The sequence below is a fragment of the Streptomyces sp. Mut1 genome (genome assembly GCF_030719295.1).
Classification (GTDB): Bacteria; Actinomycetota; Actinomycetes; order Streptomycetales; family Streptomycetaceae; genus Streptomyces; species Streptomyces castrisilvae.
In genome coordinates, this window is record NZ_CP120997.1 from 5,865,312 (window position 1) to 5,886,628 (window position 21,317).

The 21,317-nt window shown below is 72.9% G+C and carries 14 protein-coding genes; 7 read left to right on the forward strand and 7 right to left on the reverse strand.

Annotation, left to right across the window (positions count from 1 at the left end; genetic code table 11):
- Positions 1-29 precede the first annotated feature (29 nt).
- From infB to P8A18_RS25675, 6 genes are all read left to right on the forward strand, one after another.
- On the forward strand, positions 30-3,137 hold the full coding sequence (gene infB, locus P8A18_RS25650; protein ID WP_306058056.1) for a translation initiation factor IF-2: 3,108 nt from the start codon (positions 30-32) through the stop codon (positions 3,135-3,137).
- A gap of 137 nt (positions 3,138-3,274) precedes the next feature.
- Positions 3,275-3,571, forward strand: a complete 297-nt coding sequence (locus tag P8A18_RS25655; RefSeq protein WP_018551833.1) for a DUF503 domain-containing protein — start codon at positions 3,275-3,277, stop codon at positions 3,569-3,571.
- A 22-nt stretch (positions 3,572-3,593) separates the two neighbouring features.
- Entirely contained in the window at positions 3,594-4,037 is a 444-nt protein-coding gene (gene rbfA, locus P8A18_RS25660; protein WP_018551834.1) for a 30S ribosome-binding factor RbfA, read from the forward strand.
- A complete protein-coding gene (truB, locus tag P8A18_RS25665) occupies positions 4,034-4,933 on the forward strand; it encodes a tRNA pseudouridine(55) synthase TruB (protein ID WP_306058059.1) in 900 nt (299 codons plus the stop codon). The genes rbfA and truB overlap by 4 nt, the downstream gene beginning before the upstream one ends.
- 215 nt (positions 4,934-5,148) lie before the next feature.
- Positions 5,149-9,132: a trypsin-like peptidase domain-containing protein gene (locus P8A18_RS25670; protein WP_306058061.1), complete on the forward strand. Its 3,984-nt coding sequence runs from the start codon at positions 5,149-5,151 to the stop codon at positions 9,130-9,132.
- Positions 9,133-9,175: 43 nt separating this feature from the next.
- The gene (locus P8A18_RS25675) at positions 9,176-10,129 is read left to right on the forward strand and encodes a bifunctional riboflavin kinase/FAD synthetase (RefSeq protein WP_078622548.1); all 954 of its coding nucleotides are present in this window, start codon (positions 9,176-9,178) and stop codon (positions 10,127-10,129) included.
- A gap of 58 nt (positions 10,130-10,187) precedes the next feature.
- Here the strand turns inward: P8A18_RS25675 and P8A18_RS25680 are convergent, their stop codons facing one another.
- The 7 genes from P8A18_RS25680 to P8A18_RS25710 form a co-directional block, all read right to left on the reverse strand.
- Positions 10,188-11,183 carry an ABC transporter ATP-binding protein gene (locus P8A18_RS25680; protein ID WP_018551838.1) on the reverse strand — a complete coding sequence of 332 codons (996 nt, stop codon included), beginning with the start codon at positions 11,181-11,183 and terminating at the stop codon, positions 10,188-10,190.
- Positions 11,180-12,208 carry an ABC transporter ATP-binding protein gene (locus P8A18_RS25685; protein WP_306058063.1) on the reverse strand — a complete coding sequence of 343 codons (1,029 nt, stop codon included), beginning with the start codon at positions 12,206-12,208 and terminating at the stop codon, positions 11,180-11,182. The genes P8A18_RS25680 and P8A18_RS25685 overlap by 4 nt, the downstream gene beginning before the upstream one ends.
- Complete coding sequence (locus P8A18_RS25690; RefSeq protein ID WP_306058065.1) at positions 12,205-13,173, reverse strand: ABC transporter permease; 969 nt, start codon at positions 13,171-13,173, stop codon at positions 12,205-12,207. The genes P8A18_RS25685 and P8A18_RS25690 overlap by 4 nt, the downstream gene beginning before the upstream one ends.
- Positions 13,170-14,249: an ABC transporter permease gene (locus P8A18_RS25695; protein ID WP_306058067.1), complete on the reverse strand. Its 1,080-nt coding sequence runs from the start codon at positions 14,247-14,249 to the stop codon at positions 13,170-13,172. The genes P8A18_RS25690 and P8A18_RS25695 overlap by 4 nt, the downstream gene beginning before the upstream one ends.
- A gap of 98 nt (positions 14,250-14,347) precedes the next feature.
- Positions 14,348-16,222, reverse strand: coding sequence for an ABC transporter substrate-binding protein (locus P8A18_RS25700; protein ID WP_306058068.1), 1,875 nt, complete (start codon positions 16,220-16,222; stop codon positions 14,348-14,350).
- Between the two features lie 197 nt (positions 16,223-16,419).
- Positions 16,420-19,509, reverse strand: coding sequence for an SCO5717 family growth-regulating ATPase (locus tag P8A18_RS25705; RefSeq protein ID WP_306058070.1), 3,090 nt, complete (start codon positions 19,507-19,509; stop codon positions 16,420-16,422).
- Between the two features lie 607 nt (positions 19,510-20,116).
- Positions 20,117-20,350, reverse strand: a complete 234-nt coding sequence (locus P8A18_RS25710) for a DUF397 domain-containing protein (protein ID WP_018551844.1) — start codon at positions 20,348-20,350, stop codon at positions 20,117-20,119.
- A gap of 434 nt (positions 20,351-20,784) precedes the next feature.
- On the opposite strand from P8A18_RS25710, the gene rpsO reads away from it, so the two are divergent.
- Complete coding sequence (rpsO, locus tag P8A18_RS25715; RefSeq protein WP_018551846.1) at positions 20,785-21,075, forward strand: 30S ribosomal protein S15; 291 nt, start codon at positions 20,785-20,787, stop codon at positions 21,073-21,075.
- The last annotated feature ends 242 nt before the right edge of the window (positions 21,076-21,317 follow it).

Genomic DNA, 21,317 nt, shown 5'->3' on the forward strand with positions numbered 1-21,317 from the left:
GGCGGTAACCCGGACCTAAAAGGAGCGAAGTGGCTAAGGTCCGGGTATACGAACTCGCCAAGGAGTTCGGGGTTGAGAGCAAGGTCGTCATGGCCAAGCTCCAAGAACTCGGTGAATTCGTCCGTTCGGCGTCCTCGACGATCGAGGCGCCGGTCGTACGCAAGTTGACTGACGCACTGCAGGGGCCCGGCGGCAACGCCGGCAAGCCCGCTGCCAAGCCCGGCGCGCCCCGCAAGGCCGCGCCCGCCAAGCCCGCGGCGCCCTCCCCGGCCGCCGCGGCACGTCCCGCTGCCCCGAAGCCCGGCGCCCCGGCCCCCAAGCCGGCCGCCGCCGAGGCCCCCGCGAGCAGCGCCCCCTCCACCCCGTCGGCTCCGGCCGCCGGCCCGCGTCCGGGCCCCAAGCCCGCGCCGAAGGCCGCCCCGGTCACGCCGGTGCCCGCCGCCGAGTTCTCGGCTCCGGCGCCGGCCCAGCCGGCCGCGCCGCAGCAGCAGGCACCGCGCCCCGCCGGCGGCGCCACCCCGGGTCCCCGTCCCGCCCGTCCGGCTCCGGCCGGTCAGCGCGACGGGGGCCGCGACGGTGGTCAGCGTGACGGCGGCCGCGACGGTGGCCGTGGCGGCGAGCGCCCCGCGCGTCCCGCCGGCCAGGGCGCCCCGCGCCCCGGCGGCGCACGTCCGGCCGGTCCCCGTCCGGGCAACAACCCCTTCACCTCCGGTGGCTCGACGGGCATGTCCCGTCCGCAGGCACCCCGTCCCGGCGGCGCCCCGCGTCCCGGTGGCGGCCAGGAGCGTCCCGGCGCCCCGCGTCCGCAGGGCGGCCCCGGTGGCGCCCCGCGCCCGCAGGGGCAGGGCGGTGCCCGTCCGACTCCGGGCGGCATGCCCCGTCCGCAGGCCCCCCGTCCCGGCGGTGGCCCCGGTGGTAACCGTCCGAACCCGGGCATGATGCCGCAGCGTCCCGCTGCCGGCCCGCGTCCCGGTGGTGGCCCCGGCGCAGGCCGCGGTCCCGGTGGCGGCGGTCGTCCCGGCGGCGGCGCGGGCCGTCCCGGTGGCGGTGGCTTCGCGGGCCGTCCGGCCGGTCCCGGCGGCGGTGGCGGCGGTTTCGCCGGCCGTCCCGGTGGCGGCGGTGGCGGCGCGGGCCGTCCCGGTGGTGGCGGTGGCTTCGGCGGCCGTCCCGGTTTCGGTGGCCGTCCCGGCGGTCCCGGTGGCCGTGGTGGCACGCAGGGCGCCTTCGGCCGTCCCGGCGGTCCCGCGCGTCGTGGCCGCAAGTCGAAGCGGCAGAGGCGCCAGGAGTACGAGGCCATGCAGGCCCCGTCGGTCGGCGGCGTGATGCTGCCTCGCGGCAACGGACAGTCCGTCCGCCTGTCGCGCGGTGCCTCGCTCACCGACTTCGCCGAGAAGATCAACGCCAACCCGGCGTCGCTCGTCGGCGTGATGATGAACCTCGGCGAGATGGTCACTGCCACGCAGTCCGTCTCCGACGAGACGCTGAAGCTCCTCGCGGACGAGATGAACTTCGTCCTGGAGATCGTCAGCCCGGAGGAGGAGGACCGCGAGCTTCTCGAGTCCTTCGACATCGAGTTCGGCGAGGACGAGGGCGGCGACGAGGCCATGCAGCCGCGTCCGCCGGTCGTGACCGTCATGGGTCACGTCGACCACGGTAAGACCCGGCTCCTCGACGCCATCCGCAAGACGAACGTCATCGCGGGCGAGGCCGGCGGCATCACCCAGCACATCGGTGCCTACCAGGTCTCCTCGGAGGTCAACGGCGAGGACCGCCGGATCACCTTCATCGACACCCCGGGTCACGAGGCGTTCACCGCCATGCGTGCCCGTGGTGCGAAGTCCACCGACATCGCGATCCTCGTGGTCGCGGCCAACGACGGTGTGATGCCCCAGACGATCGAGGCGCTGAACCACGCCAAGGCGGCCGACGTGCCGATCGTGGTCGCGGTCAACAAGATCGACGTCGAGGGCGCGGACCCGACCAAGGTGCGCGGTCAGCTCACCGAGTTCGGTCTGGTGGCCGAGGAGTACGGCGGCGACACGATGTTCGTCGACATCTCCGCCAAGCAGGGCCTCAACATCGAGGCTCTCCTGGAGGCCGTCGTCCTCACCGCCGACGCCTCGCTCGACCTGCGGGCCAACCCGGAGCAGGACGCGCAGGGCATCGCGATCGAGTCCCACCTCGACCGCGGCCGCGGTGCCGTCGCGACCGTCCTGGTCCAGCGAGGGACGCTGCGGGTCGGCGACACGATGGTGGTCGGCGACGCCTACGGCCGTGTCCGCGCGATGCTCGACGACAAGGGCGAGAACGTCGAGGAAGCGGGTCCCTCGACCCCCGTCCTCGTGCTGGGTCTCACCAACGTCCCGGGCGCCGGCGACAACTTCCTGGTGGTCGACGAGGACCGTACGGCCCGTCAGATCGCCGAGAAGCGTGCCGCCCGCGAGCGCAACGCCAACTTCGCCCGCAAGGGTGTCCGGTTCTCCCTGGAGAACCTGGACGAGGCGCTCAAGGCCGGTCTGGTCCAGGAACTCAACCTCATCATCAAGGGCGACGCGTCCGGTTCGGTGGAGGCTCTCGAGTCCTCGCTGCTCCAGCTCGACGTCGGCGAAGAGGTCGACATCCGGGTCCTGCACCGCGGTGTGGGTGCGGTCACCGAGTCGGACATCGACCTGGCGACCGGCTCCGACGCCATCGTGATCGGCTTCAACGTGCGCGCCGCCGGGCGTGCGCAGCAGATGGCCGACCGCGAGGGTGTGGACGTCCGGTACTACTCGGTCATCTACCAGGCGATCGAGGAGATCGAGGCGGCCCTCAAGGGCATGCTCAAGCCGGAGTACGAAGAGGTCGAGCTGGGTACGGCGGAGATCCGCGAGATCTTCCGCTCGTCCAAGCTGGGCAACATCGCCGGTGTGCTCGTCCGGTCCGGCGAGGTCAAGCGCAACACCAAGGCGCGCCTGCTGCGCGACGGCAAGGTCGTCGCGGAGAACCTCACCATCTCCGGTCTGCGCCGCTTCAAGGACGACGTCACCGAGATCCGCGAAGGCTTCGAGGGCGGTATCAACCTCGGAAACTTCAACGACATCAAGATCGACGACGTCATCGCGACGTACGAGATGCGCGAGAAGCCGCGAGGCTGACCCGTACCTCAACAGTCGGGGCCGGTCGACGGGACGTATTTCCGTCGATCGGCCCCGGCCGTTCCGTGTACGGTTCTTGTGTCCCCGCCGATGATCGGTGGGGCGCGAACCCGAACCGGCGGGACATCCGGACATACATGTATGTGGGGACACTGTCCTTCGACCTGCTTCTCGGCGACGTACGGTCGCTGAAGGAGAAGCGCTCCCTGGTCCGTCCGATCGTCGCCGAGCTCCAGCGCAAGTACGCGGTGAGCGTGGCGGAGACGGGCGGGCAGGACCTCCATCGCAGGGCCGAGATCGGCCTGGCCGTGGTCTCCGGGGACACCCGGCACCTCACAGACGTACTCGACCGGTGCGAGCGCCTCGTCGCCGCCCGGCCGGAAGTGGAGCTGCTGTCCGTACGACGGCGGCTGCACAGCGACGAAGACGATTGAGCAAGGCGAAGGAGACGGACCAGTGGCCGACAACGCGCGGGCTAAGAAGCTGGCGGACCTCATCCAGGAGGTGGTCGCCGAGAAACTGCAGCGTGGCATCAAGGACCCGCGTCTGGGTACGCACGTGACCATCACGGACGTCCGGGTCACCGGTGACCTGCGGGAGGCCACGGTCTTCTACACGGTCTACGGCGACGACGAGGAGCGGGCGAGCGCCGCGGCGGGTCTGCAGAGCGCCAAGGGCATCCTGCGGTCCGCGGTCGGTTCGGCGGCGGGGACGAAGTTCACCCCCACGCTCACCTTCGTGGCGGACGCCCTCCCGGAGAACGCGCGCGCCATCGAGGACCTGCTCGACCGGGCACGGGCCTCGGACGCCAAGGTGCGCGAGGCGTCCTCGGGCGCCGCGTACGCCGGCGACGCGGACCCGTACCGCAAGCCGGAGGACGAGGACACCGCCTCCGAATGACACCGCAGAACAGGACGCCGGACGGCTTGGTCGTGGTCGACAAGCCGTCCGGCTTCACTTCGCACGACGTCGTCGCCAAGATGCGCGGCATCGCCCGGACCCGTCGCGTCGGCCACGCGGGCACACTGGACCCGATGGCGACCGGCGTGCTCGTGCTCGGCGTCGAGAAGGCCACCAAGCTCCTCGGCCATCTCGCGCTGACCGAGAAGGAGTACCTCGGCACGATCCGGCTCGGCCAGAACACCGTCACGGACGACGCGGAGGGCGAGATCACCTCGTCCACCGACGCCTCGGGCGTCACGCGTGAGGGCATCGACGCGGGGGTCGCCGTGCTGACCGGCGACATCATGCAGGTGCCGTCCAAGGTCAGTGCCATCAAGATCGACGGCAAGCGGTCCTACGCGCGGGTGCGCGGCGGCGAGGAGTTCGAGATCCCGGCCCGGCCGGTGACCATCTCGTCCTTCCGCGTCTACGACGTCCGCGAGGCCGTGGCCGAGGACGGCACCCCGGTGCTCGACCTGGTCGTCTCGGTCGTCTGCTCCTCCGGTACGTACATCCGGGCCATCGCCCGCGACCTCGGGGCCGGGCTCGGCGTGGGCGGTCATCTGACCGCCCTGCGGCGCACACGCGTCGGCCCGTACGGGCTGGACGCCGCGCGCACGCTCGACCAGCACCAGGAGGAGCTGGCCGTGATGCCGGTGGCCGAGGCCGCCGCTTCGGCGTTCCCCCGCTGGGACGTGGACGAGAAGCGGGCCAGGCTGCTGCTGAACGGCGTACGGCTGGACATGCCGTCCCACCCGGCGGGGCCGGTCGCGGTCTTCGGGCCGGACGGGCAGTTCCTGGTGCTCGTCGAGGAGCAGAAGGGCAAGGCCAAGAGCCTCGCCGTCTTCGGCTGACCGGTCACCGGCGGCTCCCGCCGGGCGGCCGGACCCTCATCGTGGAGCGGGCAGAGCCCCTCGTACCCGCTCCACGATCCCCCACCTGTTTCTGTCCACGAAACGCTCCGGATTCACCCCAACGGGCAGGCGCTCGGAGTGAATCAGGGGGGTGACGGGGGCGCTTTCGCCGTGAGTGGTCCGCGCGCCGATCATCGCCGACCTAACGTCGGATCATGGGATGCGGGGACCGGACGACGCTGGTAGGACTGTGTGACCCGGCCGGCCGGCCGCGGGGGACCGGGTTCGTCGCGGACGACCGGGGGACGGTCGTCACCAGCCACGAGGCGGTCGACGGACTCCCGCACCTCCTGCTGCACGGCGCGGACGGCCGCAGCCGCCGGGTCCAGGCCGCCGACATCACCGCCGTGCCGGAGTGGGACCTCGCCCTTCTGCCGACGGGGGGCCCGGACGTCCTCGGCGTGCGGCCGCTGCCCATCTCCACGCGGGAGCGGCTCGACCCCGGTACGTACGTGACGGTCGCCGCTCACGGCCTGCGCGAGGCGCGGATTCTGGGCCGGACGCCGGTCACGTACACCAGCCGCGGCCGCACCCACCGGATCGACCCGGCCCTGGAACTGGCCCTCGGCACGGACGGCAGCGACGCGCTCCGGCTGGGCGGTGCCGCGGTGGGCGGGCCCGTCCTCGATCCGGACAGCGGGGCCGTCATCGCCGTCCTGGGCCTCGCCCTGCGCGCCGCGCACGCCACCGCCGGATGCGCGACACCGCTGGCCGGGGCGCCGGGGGGCGGACCGCTGGGAGAACTGCTGCGGCGCAACGCCACGACCGTCCCCGGTTTCGGACCCGACCTCAACCTCGCCGGGGCGCTCCAGCTCACCGCCATGTCCGTGGCGTCGGCGGGTGGTTCCGGCGGCCGTGAATCGGTGGAGCGGCCCGACGTCCTCGCCGAGTCCGAGGCGTTCGCGGCGGCGGGGGACGAGGCCGCCGTGGTCCTCGGCCTCGTCGGAGAGCCGGGCACCGGCCGCACCACCGAACTCGCCGCCATCGCCGCGCGCCGGGCCACCGGCCCCGTCCCCGCGCCCACCCTGTGGCTGCGCGGCGCGGACCTGCTGGCCGACGACGCCTCGGTCGCGGACGCCGTCGCCCGTACGCTCCGGCAGGCCGGGCGCATCGTCAGCGCCGCAGGCGCCCCCGGCGACATGGCGAGCGCCACCCCCGAGCGGGTCGCGCGGCTGGCAGCGGACACCGGCCTGCCGCTGCTCCTCCTGCTGGACGGCCCGGAGGAGATGCCGCCCGTGCTGGCCCACCGGTTCGCCGACTGGACCACGGGCACGGTCGACTGGCTCCGGGCCCACGGCACCCGGCTCGTCGTCGGCTGCCGGCCCGAGCACTGGGAGACCGCGGGCGCGCTCTGCCCGCCCGGAGCGCTGCACCGCCCCGCCCGGCCGGCCCCGCGGCTGCCCCCGGCCGTCCGCATCGCCGACTTCACCGCGGGCCAGGCCGAGCGCGCCAGGGAACGGCTCGGCCTGCCGCCCGACGCCCTCGCCGTGGGCCACGACCGCCACCCCCTGACCCTGCGGCTGCTGGCCGAGGTACGCGAGGCCCTGCCGCCGGACACACCGGGGCGCCCCGGCACGGAGGAGGTCTTCGGCGCCCATCTGGACCTGATGTGCCTGCGCATCGCCGTCCGGATCGCCGCCGGCAGCCGTCCTGGGCCCGCCCAGGTGCGGCGGCTGGCGGCACGGGTCGCGGGCCAGGTCCACGAGGCGGCCCGGCGCTGTCTGGGCCCCGGACAGGGAGAGCTGGACCGGGCCGCGTTCGAGGAGATCTTCCCGTGGCGCACGGGCTGGGCCCCGGCGGTGCTGGCCGAGGGCCTCCTCGTCCCGGCCGGGGCCGGCTACCGCTTCGCGCACGAAGAGGTGGGGGACTGGATCCAGAGCGCCCACCTGGACCTGGAGGCGGCGCTGCGGGCGCTGGTGCACCGGTGGCACGCGGACCCGGGGGCCGGGTCCGGGGAGAGCGCCGGCCGGATTCCACACCCTCGCGGCTCGGCCCCGGACGCGCCTTCGGGCGCACCTTCTGGCGCACCTCCGGGCGCGCCTTCGGACGTGTCGCCGGACGCGTCTGGCGAAGCCCGCCCGGGGGGCCCGCGCAGCCTGCCCGTGCCCCGGCACCGGATCGGCCCGGTGATCCAGGCCCTGCTCCTGCTCGGACGCCGCCACGGCACGGCCGCGCCGGCCCATCGCCTGGCCGACCTGATCGAGGCTCTCGACCGGCTGCCGCGGGGGGCGGGTACGGGCGGGGGTGCCGCCGCCGCGGCGGACGCGCCTCCGGCCGGGGGCGCCGCGCGTGCGGTGGGTCCGGGCGCGGGCAGCGGGGCCGTCGCGCGGGCGACTGCCCCGGCCCCGGGCGCCGTCGCCTCGCGCGCGGCGGCCCCGGCCGCGGACGTCCCCGCGTCGCAGGAAGCGGCCCCGGGCAGAGCCGTCCCGCAGGTGGCCGTACCGGGCACGGCCGTCCCGCAGGAAGCGGCCCCGGGCAGAGCCGTCCCGCAGGAAGCGGCCCCGGGCAGAGCCGTCCCGCAGGAAGCGGCCCCCGGCACGGCCGCCCCGCAGGATTCCGCCCCGTTGCCCGATGCCCGCTGGTGGGCCGCGCACCTTCTCGCCGAAACCCTGCTGCGGGTGCCCGATGCCCGGCCGTACCTCGGAGTGCTGCGGCTGCTGGCCGGGCGCGTCGTGCGCAGTGCGCGGGAGGCCGCCGGGGGCGGTGCGTCCGGGGCGTATGCCGAGTTCGGGCCCTGGTTCTGGCGGCGGCTGCGGTTGCCCGAGGCGGACCGGATGGATCTGTTCCGGCGGCTCGTCCCCGCAGACGGGCCGCCCGGAGCCGGCGACACAGACGGGGACGGGCGGTTCCTGGACGCCGTCGCCCGACGGCTCGCCGCCCATCCGCGCACCCTCCAGCCGCTCCTGTGCGCCTGGTTCACCGACGAGCGCCCGCTCGTCTCCCCGCCGGACGTGGCCGTCCGGCCCACCGTCGCGGCCGCGGCGCAGGCCCTCCTGTACGCCCGCCGCGACCTCGCCGTCGACGAGCTGGCCGACGCGCTGGTCTCGGCCGGGCACCCCCGGGCCGATGAGCTGCTCGCAGCCCTGGCCGAGGACGAACCCGGCACGCTCTGCCGGGCCGTCGAGCGGTGGTCCCGGGACGAGGAGCGGCGCGGACGGCGGGCCGCCGCCGTCTCGTACGCGACGCTCCTCGCCCCGCACCTGACCCGCGAATCCGACCGCGTCCTGCTGCGCCGCGCCGCGCTCGCGCTGCTGGCCCGCCCGGCCGACAGCGAACTGCACGGGCCGGTGCTCGCCCTGCTCGTGGCCGACCCGGGGACGAGGGACCGTCACCTCCCGCAGGCCGTCCGGGCGTTCACCGCGCAGGGACCGCCGGAGGTACAGGTGCCCGCCGCCGCGCTCGCCGCCGCCCTGCCCACCCACCCCGAGACCGTGCTGGCCGCGTACCGGGACCGGCTCGCCCGGCCGGGGGAGGCGGCGGGCGATGTGCTCCGCGCCCTCGCCGGGATCGAGGCGCCCGAGCTGACGCTGCACGCCGCCGGGCTCGTACGCGCCTACGTCGGGGCCCACCCGGCGGACACGGCGCACACCGCCGCGTACCTCGAACGCAGGCTGGAGCACGGGCCCGCAGCCCGTGCCCTGCTGCTGCCCCTGCTCACCGGCCTGCTCCGGGACCGCGCCGCGGCGCCGCCCGTCCGGGGAGCGCTGGCCGGCGTCCTCGCCTCGCCCGGCGGCCCCGCGTCCCAGCCCACCCGGGACGAGCTGCTGGAAGTGCTGCTGGACTTCGAGCAGGGCGGGGCCGGCCCGGACCCGGTGGTGCTGGAGGCGCTGCTGACGGCCGCCGCGACCGGATGTGCCGGGCGGTCACCGGCCCGCACCAGGGCCCTGGTGCACCGGACCGGGATGCTGCTCGTGCGTACCCCCGAAGGGGCCGCGCTGTTCGACCGCCGACTGGTCGCGCTCGCCCAGGAGGTGGCCGGATTCGGCCCTCTGGTCATGGGGTGGCTGGCCGACGCCCCGCAGGAGTGGGCGGCGGTCGTCGGGCCCAGCACCCGGCGCACGGTGGAGGCTCTGGGCAGCTCGATGCCCATGCCGATGCAGGCCGCAAGGCGTGAGCATGGCAGTCTTAGACCTGCGTAAGAGACATACCCACGTACACAGGTTCGGGCGAGGAGCGGTCAGAGTGCAGCGCTGGCGTGGTTTGGAGGACATCCCCCAGGACTGGGGACGCAGCGTCGTCACCATCGGCTCCTACGACGGGGTGCACCGCGGGCACCAGCTGATCATCGGCCGGGCCGTCGAGCGGGCGCGCGAGCTCGGCGTGCCGTCGGTCGTCGTGACCTTCGACCCGCACCCCAGCGAGGTCGTCCGCCCCGGCAGCCATCCGCCGCTGCTCGCCCCGCACCACAGGCGTGCGGAGCTGATGGCGGAGCTGGGCGTGGACGCGATGCTGATCCTGCCGTTCACCACCGAGTTCTCGCAGCTCGCCCCGGCCGACTTCATCGCGAAGGTGCTGGTCGACAAGCTGCACGCCTGTCTGGTCATCGAGGGACCGAACTTCCGTTTCGGCCACAAGGCCGCGGGGAACGTCGAGCTGCTGACCGAGCTGGGCGCCACCCACGACTACCGCGTCGAGGTCATCGACCTGCGGGTGCGCGGCGAGGCGGGCGGCGGAGAGCCGTTCTCCTCCACCCTCACCCGGCGCCTGGTCGCCGAGGGGGACGTGGCCGGGGCCGCCGAGATCCTGGGCCGGCCGCACCGCGTCGAGGGCATCGTCGTCCGGGGCGCCCAGCGCGGCCGCGAACTGGGCTTCCCCACCGCCAACGTGGAGACCCTGCCGCACACCGCGATCCCCGCCGACGGCGTGTATGCGGGCTGGCTGCACGCGAACGGCGAGGCGATGCCCGCCGCGATCTCGGTCGGCACCAACCCCCAGTTCGACGGCACCGAGCGCACGGTGGAGGCGTACGCGATCGACCGCGTCGGCCTCGACCTGTACGGCCTGCACGTCGCCGTGGACTTCCTCGCCTACGTACGCGGCATGCTGAAGTTCGACACGATCGACGACCTGCTCGTGGCGATGGCCGCCGACGTGAAGCGGTGCAGCGAACTGGTCGCGGCGGCCGAGCGGGGCTGAACCCCGGGAGCGGTGCGGGTTTCCCGGCCGGTGCGGCCGGGAAACCCGCACCGCCGCCTCAGGACACCGCCGCCTTCGCGGTGGCCCAGTGGCACGCCACCTGTGTCTCGCCGCCGCCCGCCAGCACCGGGAGGTCCTGCGTACGGCACGCGTCCGCGACGCCCGCCCGCTCGGCCGCACCCGAGGCCAGCACCTGGCAGCGGGCGTGGAAGCGGCAGCCGGACGGAACCCTGGACGGGTCCGGCGGCTCACCGGTCAGCACGACCGGATCGCCCTCCGCCTCCGGCAGCACGGACAGCAGGGCCTGGGTGTACGGATGGCGCGGGGCCGTCAGGATCTGCTCGACGTCACCCGTCTCCACGATGCGGCCCAGATACATCACCGCCACCCGGTCCGCGATGTTCCACGCCAGACCGAGATCATGCGTCACCACCAGGGCGGAAAGCCCCAGTTCCTCGCGCAGCCGCAGCAGCAGCGCCAGGATCTCGCCGCGCACCGAAGCGTCGAGCGAGGCGACCGGCTCGTCGGCCACGATCAGCTCCGGCTCCAGGACCAGCGCCCCCGCGATCACGACGCGCTGGCGCTGGCCGCCGGACAGCTCGTGCGGGTAGCGCAGGAAGAACCGTTCCGGAGGCCGCAGCCCGGCCCGCGACAGCGCGTCGTGCACCGCCTGCCGCTCGTCGCCCCCGTACCCGTGGATGCGCAGCCCCTCGGCCACCGCGTCGTACACGGTGTGGCGCGGGTTCAGCGAACCGCTGGGGTCCTGGAGCACCAGCTGCACCCGCTTGCGGTACGCCTTGAGCGCCCGGCTGCGGTAGTCCAGCGGCTTGCCGTCGAAGGTGACCTGTCCGGCCGTCGGCGGGACGAGACCCAGCAGCGAACGGGCCAGAGTCGTCTTGCCGCACCCCGACTCACCGACCAGGGCGACGATCTCGCCGGGCCGGATGTCCAGATCGACCCCGTCCACCGCACGCGCCGGTTCGGCCCCGTGCCGGCCGGGGAAGGTGATCCGGAGCCCCTGCGCGCTGAGCAGGTCCACGGGGGTGGTCGTCATGTTGTGCTCCTTGCTTCCTCGGCGCCCGGCAGGACCGGGTCCCCGGCCCCCTCCGGACCCACCAGCACGCACGCGGCCTGCCGCCCCGGGCCCGCGTCCCGCAGCTCCTGGTCCAGCGTGGCGCAGGAGTCCAGGGCCACGGCGCAGCGCGGGTGGAAGGTGCAGCCGGCCGGCAGCGCCGACGGGTCGGGCGGATCGCCGGGCAGGCCCCGGGGCGCGAACCGGGAGGCCGGGTCCCCGATGCGCGGGAAGGCGCCCGACAGGGCCTTGCTGTACGGGTGGTGCGCGTTCTCGTAGACCTCGGTCGCCGGACCCTGCTCGACGACCCGGCCCGCGTACATCACGGCGAGCCGGTCGCAGGTGTCGGACAGCACCGCGAGGTCGTGGCTGATCATGATCAGGCCGAGGTCCTGCTCGGAGACCAGCTGCTCGATCAGCCGCAGGATCTGGGCCTGGATCATCACGTCGAGGGCCGTCGTCGGCTCGTCGGCGATGATCAGGCCGGGGTCGCAGGCGAGCGCCATCGCGATCATCACGCGCTGCCGCTGCCCGCCGGAGAGCTCGTGCGGGTAGGCGTCCGTCCGGGCGGCGGGCAGCCCCACCTGCTCCAGCAGTTCGCCGGCCCGTTTGCGTGCGGCGGCCTGGGTGGCCTTCTTGTGCAGCATGATCGGTTCGGCGATCTGGTCCCCGATGCGGTGCACCGCGTTCAGCGAGTGCATGGCGCCCTGGAAGACGATCGAGGCGCCGGCCCAGCGCACGGCCCTGACCTGGCCCCACTTCATCGCGAGGACGTCCTCGCCGTTCAGCAGGATTTCGCCGGTCACCTTCGTGCCGGCGGGCAGCAGCCGCAGCAGGGCCAGCGCCAGCGTGGACTTCCCGCAGCCGGACTCCCCGGCGATGCCGAGCTTGCGCCCCGCCTCGACCTCCAGGTTCACCCCGCGGACCGCCTGGGCCCCGCCGGCGTACGTCACCGTCAGGTCGCGGACTTCGAGGAGCGGCGTCTTGCGGATGCTCGTCGTGCTCAACGGGCCACCCCCAGCTTGGGATTGAGGACGGACTCGATCGCGCGGCCGCACAGTGTGAACGCCAGGGCCACCAGGGCGATGGCGATGCCGGGCGGTGCCAGGTACCACCAGTCGCCGGCGCTCACGGCGCCCGCGGCGCGCGCGTCCTGGAGCATGCTGCCCCAGGAGGTGATGGTCGGGTCGCCCAGCCCGAGGAAGGCCAGGGTGGCTTCCGTGAGGATCGCGCTGGAGATCACCAGCGTGGTCTGGGCGAGCACCAGCGGCATCACGTTCGGCAGGACGTGCCGGATCATGACGTGGCCGTGGCCGCCGCCCAGCGCGCGGGCGCGCTCGATGTACGGGCGGGACTCCACGGCGAGGGTCTGCGCCCGGACCAGCCGGGCGGTGGTCGGCCAGGTCGTGACGCCGATCGCGATGATGATGGTCCACAGGGAGCGGTCCATCACCGTGGCCAGCGCGATGGCGAGCACCAGGGTCGGCATCACCAGGAACCAGTCGGTGATCCGCATCAGCACGGTCGAGTACCAGCCGCGGAAATGACCCGCGACGATCCCGACGATCGTGCCGATGGCGACGCAGAGGAACGCCGCGAGCAGCCCCACGGTGAGCGAGACGCGCGCCCCCCACACCAGCAGCGCGAGCACGCTCCGCCCGAACTGGTCGGTGCCGAGCGGGAACTCGCCGCTCGGCGACTCCAGCGCGCCGCCGGGCGCCGTGGTCACGTTCTGCGAGTCGGCGCCGACCAGCTGGGGCGCGGCCAGGGCGATCACCGCGATCAGCACCAGACAGCCCAGGCCCCACATGCCGCCCCTGTGCTTGCGGTACTCCCGCCAGAAGCGGGCCAGGGAGTGGCGCTTGCGGGCTCGGGCCAGCGCGCGGGCGCTCTTGACCGGCTCGGTCTGCGCAGGGGGCGGAGTCGGCGTGGGCTCGGGCGCGGGCTTCGGAGTGGAATCGGTCGTCGTCATCGGCCCACCCGGGGATCGAGCAGCGGATACAGCACATCGGCGAGGGTGTTCGCCAGGATCACGGCGGTGGCGAAGACGAAGAACAGCCCCTGGACGAGCGGCAGGTCGGGGGTGCTCAGGCCCTGGTAGAAGAGCGAGCCGAGACCCGGCCAGGAGAACACGGTCTCCACCAGGATCTGCCCGGCCACCACATGGCCCAGGTTGACGAACATCAGGGTGAAGGTGGGCAGCATCGCGTTGGGCACGGCGTGCTTGCGGCGCACCGTGTCGTCCCGCAGCCCCTTGGCACGGGCGGTCGTCAGGTAGTCGCTGCCCATCTCGTCCAGCAGCGAGGAACGCATCACCAGCAGCGTCTGCGCGTAGCCGACCGCGACGAGCGTGATGACGGGAAGCACCATGTGGTGCGCGACGTCCATGATGTACGCGAAGCCGCTCGCCCCGTCGCCGGCGGACATCCCGCCCGTCGGGAACATCCCGGGGATCGGGCCGACGCCCACCGAGAAGACGATGATCAGGAGCAGTCCGAGCCAGAACGACGGCACGGAGTAGAGGGTGAGCGCGAGCGCGGTGTTGAACCGGTCGCTCGCGGAGCCGTTGCGCCAGGCGGTCCGGGTCCCGAGCCAGATGCCGAGCAGGCTGTACAGGACATAGGCGGTGCCGGTGAGCAGCAGCGTCGCCGGCAGCTTCTCGACGATCTTGTCGACGACCGGTGCGTGGTACGCGAACGAGGTGCCGAAGTCGCCGGTGAGCGCGTCCTTCACATAGCTGGTGAACTGCTGCCACATCGGCTGGTCGAGACCGAACTGGTGGCGCAGCGATTCGAGCTGTTCGGCCGATACGCGCCGGCCGCCCGTCATCTGTTTGACCGGGTCGCTCGGGATGAGCCGGAAGAGGAAGAAGCTGGTGACCAGAACCGCGAACAGCGAGACGACGGCGCCCGCGATCTTGGCGGCCACATACTTCAGATAGGCCTTGGTGTTGCGCGCCCGTGGACCGCGTGCGGCCGACGGACCGGCCGGAGCCGGGCCGTCCGCGTCCGCCTGTTTCACGAGCGCCGGAGTGCTGTCAGCTGTCATGGGAACTCTCGTTACTCGTGTCGTTCCTGGAGAAACCGGCCGGCGCGGGCCTGGTGCCGCGCCCGCGCCGGCCGGTGCCTCGCGTCCCGTTCGAGAACCTACTCGCGATCGTCCGCCGTGGTGCGGCGGCGCCGCGAGATCAGGAAGCCACCACCTGCGAGGACCACGACCGCGACCACGATGCCGATGATCACACCGGTGGAGGAGCCGGAGCCGCTGCTGTCCGAGTCACCGCTGCCGCTCGCCGGTACGGCCGACCACCAGCTCCAGTAACCGTCCTGGCCGTAGATGTTGCCGGCCGCCTCGGGCATGGTCGTGATCGACTTGATCTGGTCGGTGCGGTAGGCCTCGACCGCGTTCGGGTACGCGATGACGTTCATGTACCCGGAGTCGTACAGCCACGACTGCATCTGGCCGACGACGTCGGCCCGCTTCGCGGGGTCGTACTCGGCGAGCTGCTTCTTGTAGAGCCCGTCGTACGTCTCGTCGCAGATGAAGTCGTCCGTGGCCGCGCTCTGCTTGGCCTTGACGGGCAGCGCGGCGCAGGTGTGGATGCCGAGGACGAAGTCCGGGTCCGGGTTGACGGACCAGCCGTCGAAGGCGAGGTCGTACTCACCGGCGAACCACGGCACGGAGACGTCGTCGAGGCAGTCGACCTTGAGTCCGACGCCGAGGTCGCCCCACCACTCCTTCAGGTACTTGGCGACCGCCTTGTCGTTCGGGTCGGTGGCGTGGCACAGGATGCGCAGGTCGAGCGGCTTGCCGTCCTTGCCGACGCGCTTGTCGCCCTTGAGCTTGTAACCCGCCTCGTCCAGCAGCTGCCCCGCCTTGTCGGGGTCGTACGCGAGGGTCTGGCTCGCGGACGGCTCCCAGGCGTACTCGGGGAAGCGCGGCGGGATGTAGCCCTTGCCCTCGACGGCGTGCCCCTGGAACACCTTGTCGATGATCGTCTTGCGGTCGATCGACAGGAACAGCGCCTGGCGGACCTTCTGGTCGAGCAGCGCCTTGTTGCCGTCGCCGAACTTCTTACGGTCCTTGGTCTGCGCACCGGGGTTCACGGCCAGCGCGAAGAAGCGGCGCCCCGGACCCTCGTTGACCTTGATGTTCTTGTCGCCCTTGAGCGAGTTCGCCTGGGCGGGCGTCAGCGCGGGCGAACCGGCGACGAAGGAGACCTCGCCCTTGCGGAGCGCCGCGACGGCCGCGTCCTGGTCCTTGTACGTCTTGAAGACCACCTCATCGAACTTCGGCGCCCCGCGCCAGAAGTCCTTGTTGGCCTTGAGCTTCACGTACTGGTCGACCTTGTAGTCGGTCAGGATGAACGGTCCGTTGCCGACGACGGGGAAGTCCTCGTCGTTGTTGAACTTCCCGAAGTCCCCGACCTTGTCCCACATGTGCTTGGGCACGATCGGCACGTCGAGCGCGGCCATGGTGGCCTGCGGCTCCTTGAGCTCTATGACCAGCTTGGTGGGGCTGGGGGCCGTCACCTTCTTGAAGTTGGTGACGAAGCTGCCATTGGCCTGGGCCGCGGCCTCGTCGTCCATGATCTTGTTGAACGTCCAGGCCGCGTCCTCGGCGGTGGCCTGCTGCCCGTCCGACCACTTCGAGTCGGTCCGAATGGTGTACGTCCACGTCAGCTTGTCGGCCGAAGGCTCCCACTTGGTGGCCAGGCCCGGGATGGCGTGGTTGTCCTTGGCGTCGTAGTTCGTCAGGAAGTCGTACATGAGCCGGGACACGCTGGTGCTCAGCAGCTTCTGGGCGAGGAACGGGCTCAGGGAGTCGATGCCCTGCGCGACCGCGACGGTCAGCGTCTTGTCGCCGCTGTCGGCGGCCTGCGCCTGCTGGGGCGCGGCCCCGAGGGGCATGCCCGGTACGACGGACCCGGCTGCGAGAGCGAGGGCGGCGGCGCCGGAGGCCAGGAGCACACGCAGACGTGAGCGTGGCTGGGCGGAGGGTGGTGGAACTCTTACGACCATGGTCAGGGTCCTCGCGTCATGACTCGCACGGAGAAGGCGGGTTGAACTCTGGTTCGCCGGCTGGTGATGCGAAGGTCTATCAGCGGTGGTCGAGCCGCGTCAACGGTCCTCGAAACGGCGTGTGGTCTGCGGGAATGCACAAAGGGCCCGCATCGCGGAAGCGATGCGGACCCTCATTGGTTCAGACCTCTGACGCCTTACTGCTGAGGCGCTGGCGGCGGCTGCTGCTGCCATCCGGCGGGCGGGACGGGGCCCTGGAGTTCCGGATGCGCGGGCGCCCCCGGCTGACCGGCCCGGCCCGGCTGACCAGGCTGTCCGGGCTGGCTCGGCTGTCCGGGTCCGCCCTGCGGATTCTGCTGGTTCGGATGGCCCTGGTGGCCCGGGTGGCCCTGCGCGGGCGGCGGCTGCTGCCAGCTCTGTCCGGCGCCGGGGCCGGGCTGCGCGGGATAGGGCTGCTGGCCGCCGTACAGCTGCTGCTGGTGCGGTTGCTGCGGCGGGTAGGGCTGACCGGGCTGTCCGGGGTGACCCTGGTGGCCCGGCTGCTGGGGAGCGTACGGCTGACCGGGGTAGGGGGCCTGTGGCTGCTGGGGGTGCTGAGGCTGCTGAGGTGCGTACGGCTGCTGCGGCGGGTACGGCTGCTGGCCCGGGGCCTGCTGACCGGGCATCGGCTGTCCTGGGATCTGCTGACCGGGCATCGGTTGTCCCGGGATCTGCTGGCCGGGCATCGGCGGAGCGTACTGCGGGGGCGGTGCGCCGCCGTCCGAGGTCCACAGTCCCTGCTGCTGCTGGGCGCGCGCGAAGTCCTCGGCCACCAGGGCGGAGAGGTTGAAGTACGCCTCCCGGGTCTTCGGCCGCATCATGTCGAGATCGACCTCGGCGCCCGCCGACAGGTGCTCGTCGAACGGGACGACGACCACCCCGCGGCAGCGCGTACGGAAGTGCTGCACGATGTCGTCGACCTTGATCATCTTGCCGGTCTCGCGTACCCCGGAGATGACCGTGAGGGAACGCTGCACGAGTTCCGCGTAGCCGTGCGCCGACAGCCAGTCCAGGGTCGTGGAGGCACTCGACGCACCGTCGACCGAGGGCGTCGAGATGATGATCAGCTGGTCGGCCAGGTCCAGTACGCCGCGCATCGCGCTGTACAGCAGGCCGGTTCCCGAGTCCGTGAGGATGATCGGGTACTGCTTGCCGAGCACGTCGATCGCGCGCCGGTAGTCCTCGTCGTTGAAGGTGGTCGAGACCGCCGGGTCCACGTCGTTGGCGATGATCTCCAGACCGGAGGGCGCCTGCGAGGTGAAGCGGCGGATGTCCATGTACGAGTGGAGGTGCGGGATCGCGTGGACCAGGTCGCGGATGGTCGCGCCGGTCTCGCGGCGGACCCGGCGGCCCAGCGTGCCGGCGTCCGGGTTGGCGTCGATGGCGAGGATCTTGTCCTGCCGCTCGCTGGCCAGGGTCGAGCCGAGCGCGGTCGTCGTGGTCGTCTTGCCGACGCCGCCCTTGAGGCTGATCACCGCGATCCGGTAGCAGGAGAGCACCGGCGTGCGGATCAGTTCGAGCTTGCGCTGCCGCTCCTGCTCCTCCTTCTTGCCGCCCAGCTTGAAGCGTGAGGCGCCCGAGGGGTTGCGGCTGCTCTTCGCCTTCTGCTTGCCCCGGATCAGCCGGTCGGCCGTGAGTTCCACCGCCGCCGTGTAGCCGAGCGGCGCGCCCGGCACCGAACGCTCGCGCTGGTCATGGGTGACCGGGGTGGGCCATGCGGTGCCGGACCGGGGGTCGACGGGCTGCCCCTGCCCCTGCCCCTGGGGGAACTGCTGCTGTTGCTGGGGGAACTGCTGAGGGTGCTGCGGCTGCTGTTGCGGGTGCTGCTGGTGGGGCTGGACCTGGGCGGGGAGATTCGGCGTGCCGCCCTCGGCCGGCGCGTTCGGGATGCCCTGGGCCGGCGGCTGGGCGCCCTGCGGGAAGCCGTAGCCCCCCTGCGGCTGCGGTTGCGGCTGCGGTTGCTGAGGCTGCTGCTGCGCCGGCCAGGCTGCCTGCGGCTGGGGGGCCTGGGGAGCCTGGGGTGCCTGAGGCGTCTGGGGGGCTTGCGGGGCGGGTGCGTGCGGAAGTTGTGCGGGGAGGTTCGCGGCGGGGAAGGGCGGCTGAGGCTGCGGCTGCGGTTGGTGGGGCTGCTGCTGGGGGAGGTGGGGCTGCTGGGGGAAGCCGTAGCCGGACTGCGGCGCCGGGGCCGGGGTCGGCACAGGGGCTTGGGCTTCGGGGTGTGCGGCAGCCGGTTGCGCGGCTTCCGGCTGCGGGGCGGGCGGCTGCACGGCCTCGGGCTGGGGGGCGGCCGGCTGGAAGGAGGGCGGCAGCGGCGGGAGTCCGCCCTGTGCCGGAGCGGGAGCCCAGGGGGAGGGCGGCGGCGCGCTCTGCGGCGCGCTGTCGGACGTGACGCCGAGGGGGGCCGCGTCCGGGACGGCGTCCGGCAGCGCGGAGCCGGTTGATGCGGAGCCGGCCGCCTCGTCGTCCGGGGTGCTGCCGGATGGGTCGCTGCCGGACGGGTCGCTGCCGGACGGTGCGGCCGTGGCGTCGGGGGCGTCCTCGCCGGCCGGTGAGGAGTCCGGCTCGTCGGCGTCGGACGCGTCGGGGGCATCGGCCACCGGGGCCACCGGGGCCACCGGGGCCACCGGGGCCGCCGGGGCCGCCGGGGCCACCGAGGTCTCACCGGTCTCCGCCGACGGCTGCGAGGGTTCTCCGGCAGCCGGGGTCTCCTCGGCTTCCTCGGGCTCGTAGCCGAAGACCGTACCCGGGGCGTCGCCCCGTGCGGCCGTGTCGCCCGCACCCGAACCGGCGGATCCGGAAGCGGAGTCGGGGCCGGCGCCGGGAGCGGCCTCGGCATCGGCTGCCGCTGCGCTGTCCGCGCCGCTGCCCACCGGCTCGGCCTCGGCCGCGGCTTCCCGGTCCGCGATCTCCCGCCTCAGCGCCGCGGACGAGAAGCGCATCGTGGCGCCGCTCTCCAGGTCGCTGTCGTCGGAGGAGTCCGGCGGGGCCGGTGCCCAGTCGGGGTCGAAGCCGCCGCGAGCCGGGGGTACGGGTGCGGGCAGCGGCACCGGCTCCCCGCTCGGCGGCGGGGGCGGTGTCAGGGGAGTCCCGGCGCCGCCCGAGGAGTCGCCCGGCGCGTTCTGCGTGTACCAGGCGGGCGGGGTGTAGTCGATGGTGAACTCACCCGTCACATCGGCGGGCTCCGCGTCGGACGACTCGTCGACGGGCTTGTCCCAGCCCCCGCGCATTTCGTCCCGATCGCCGTTCACTTTGCCTCCTGATGTGGTCGAGCACCCTTTGTGCCGTGGTGGGTGGGGGCGTTCCCGTAACGCGAACCGCCCGGCTCTCCCCCTGGGACGCACATGGTCTGCCCACAGGTTCTCTGCCGCGTCCGGACCCACCCTAATCGCCACAGGGCCCGCCACGGCAGGCCGTACGGCACCGCGAAAGCTGTCCCGTACGTCACGTACTGCCCACAAGTGGACCCAGTGCGACAGGGGATGAAAGCCAAAGTGGTCAAATGCGCACATCTGTATAGGGAAACCGGGCCATCCGGCCAGGCATCGCCTACCGGCTCGTAGCCCGTGGCGCCCGGCGCCCACGGGGTTCCTGACGGCCCGTGACCCTGGTCAGGGGATCTCGTGCGGTGAGGGACGGAAGGGCGAACCGGCCGGCGTCCAGGAGATGGCGAACCGCATCCGCGCGGTGTTTCACGGAACATCTGCTGGGACCCGGAGAGGAGATGGACGGAGCGCTCCAGGTCGTGACCGATACCTTGCCTCGTGCCTGTTCACCGAGGCCCACTGAACGAAACCCGCCGGACGCACCGAGGGGCACGTTCACCCGAACGTGCCCCTCCCGCGTATCCGGCCGTGCCTACTTCAGATCGAACTCGCCGTCCCTGGCACCCAGCACGAACGCACGCCACTCGGCCTCCGTGTACCGGAGCACGGTGTCCGGGTCGAGCGAGGACCGCATGGCCACCGCTCCACCGGGAAGATGAGCGATCTCGACGCGCTCCTCGTCCTGCTCGGTCCCGGGTGCACTCAGCCACTCCACCCCCGAGATGTCGAGTGCGTACAGCTCGTCCTTCTCCGCCTGCGTGCCCATCGTGAGGGTTCCTTTCCGTACCTGCCTCTGCACGGGCACCGTACAGGGACCGCGGCGGCGGGGGACCCGGTCCGTCGATCCCTTGCGCGCGACCGCGAACTGTGCCCCGGACGCCCCGGTGGCCTCAGCTCCGCTCCGGCGCGGAGTTCCGGCGGGGCCGGCGGGCGGCGCGCGATGCCCCGGCCACGCACGGCCCGCCCGACGTCGTTGCTCGCGGTCCCCGGCCCCCTCGCCCGCGCGCGAGCGCTCACCGGCCGGCACTCGTCGGGGCCGGTCCGGACGGCTGGTAGTCTGGCTGTGGCCGTTTGTGTACGCGTTCCCGGTTCGCTCTGGGAACTGCGCTCATCGGACCCTCGCTCCCGAGTCACCCAAGCTCCCCTGAGAACCAGACCAGGGGCACTCGTGGGCGCATCGAAGACCAAGAGGAGTACCGCGTGCCGCTCGACGCCGCTACGAAGAAGCAGATCATGACCGAGTTCGCGCAGAAGGAGGGCGACACCGGTTCCCCCGAGGTTCAGGTCGCCATGCTCTCGCGCCGCATCTCGGACCTGACCGAGCACCTCAAGACGCACAAGCACGACCACCACTCCCGTCGTGGTCTGCTGATCCTGGTCGGCCAGCGTCGCCGCCTCCTGCAGTACCTGGCCAAGAAGGACATCCAGCGCTTCCGTGCGCTCGTCGACCGCCTCGGCATCCGCCGCGGTGCGGCCGGCGGCGCCAAGTAAGGACGCTGCGCAAGGGAGCGGTTCCCTCACTCAGGGGGCCGCTCCCTTTGCCGTACGTGCGGTAACGGGGGCAACCTCAGTAACCTGGACGTACAACAACAGACGAGGAGAGGCGCCCACAGCCGCCGCCGGTCCTCGGTAGTGGCCCCCGGGACAACGCCCGGGAGCTTCGATCGAAGACCGGCCCCGCACACACGGCGCGCTTCTCCGCTCCGTCCGACGCCACACGGGCGTCAGGACGA

Bases quoted from the DNA above. Each gene is read 5' to 3' on its own strand.
- P8A18_RS25695 (WP_306058067.1), bottom strand. From the start codon at position 14,249: ATGACAGCTGACAGCACTCCGGCGCTCGTGAAACAGGCGGACGCGGAC.
- P8A18_RS25700 (WP_306058068.1), bottom strand. From the start codon at position 16,222: ATGGTCGTAAGAGTTCCACCACCCTCCGCCCAGCCACGCTCACGTCTG.
- truB (WP_306058059.1), top strand. From the start codon at position 4,034: ATGACACCGCAGAACAGGACGCCGGACGGCTTGGTCGTGGTCGACAAG.
- P8A18_RS25670 (WP_306058061.1), top strand. From the start codon at position 5,149: ATGGGATGCGGGGACCGGACGACGCTGGTAGGACTGTGTGACCCGGCC.
- P8A18_RS25655 (WP_018551833.1), top strand. From the start codon at position 3,275: ATGTATGTGGGGACACTGTCCTTCGACCTGCTTCTCGGCGACGTACGG.
- P8A18_RS25710 (WP_018551844.1), bottom strand. From the start codon at position 20,350: ATGGGCACGCAGGCGGAGAAGGACGAGCTGTACGCACTCGACATCTCG.
- P8A18_RS25690 (WP_306058065.1), bottom strand. From the start codon at position 13,173: ATGACGACGACCGATTCCACTCCGAAGCCCGCGCCCGAGCCCACGCCG.
- P8A18_RS25680 (WP_018551838.1), bottom strand. From the start codon at position 11,183: ATGACGACCACCCCCGTGGACCTGCTCAGCGCGCAGGGGCTCCGGATC.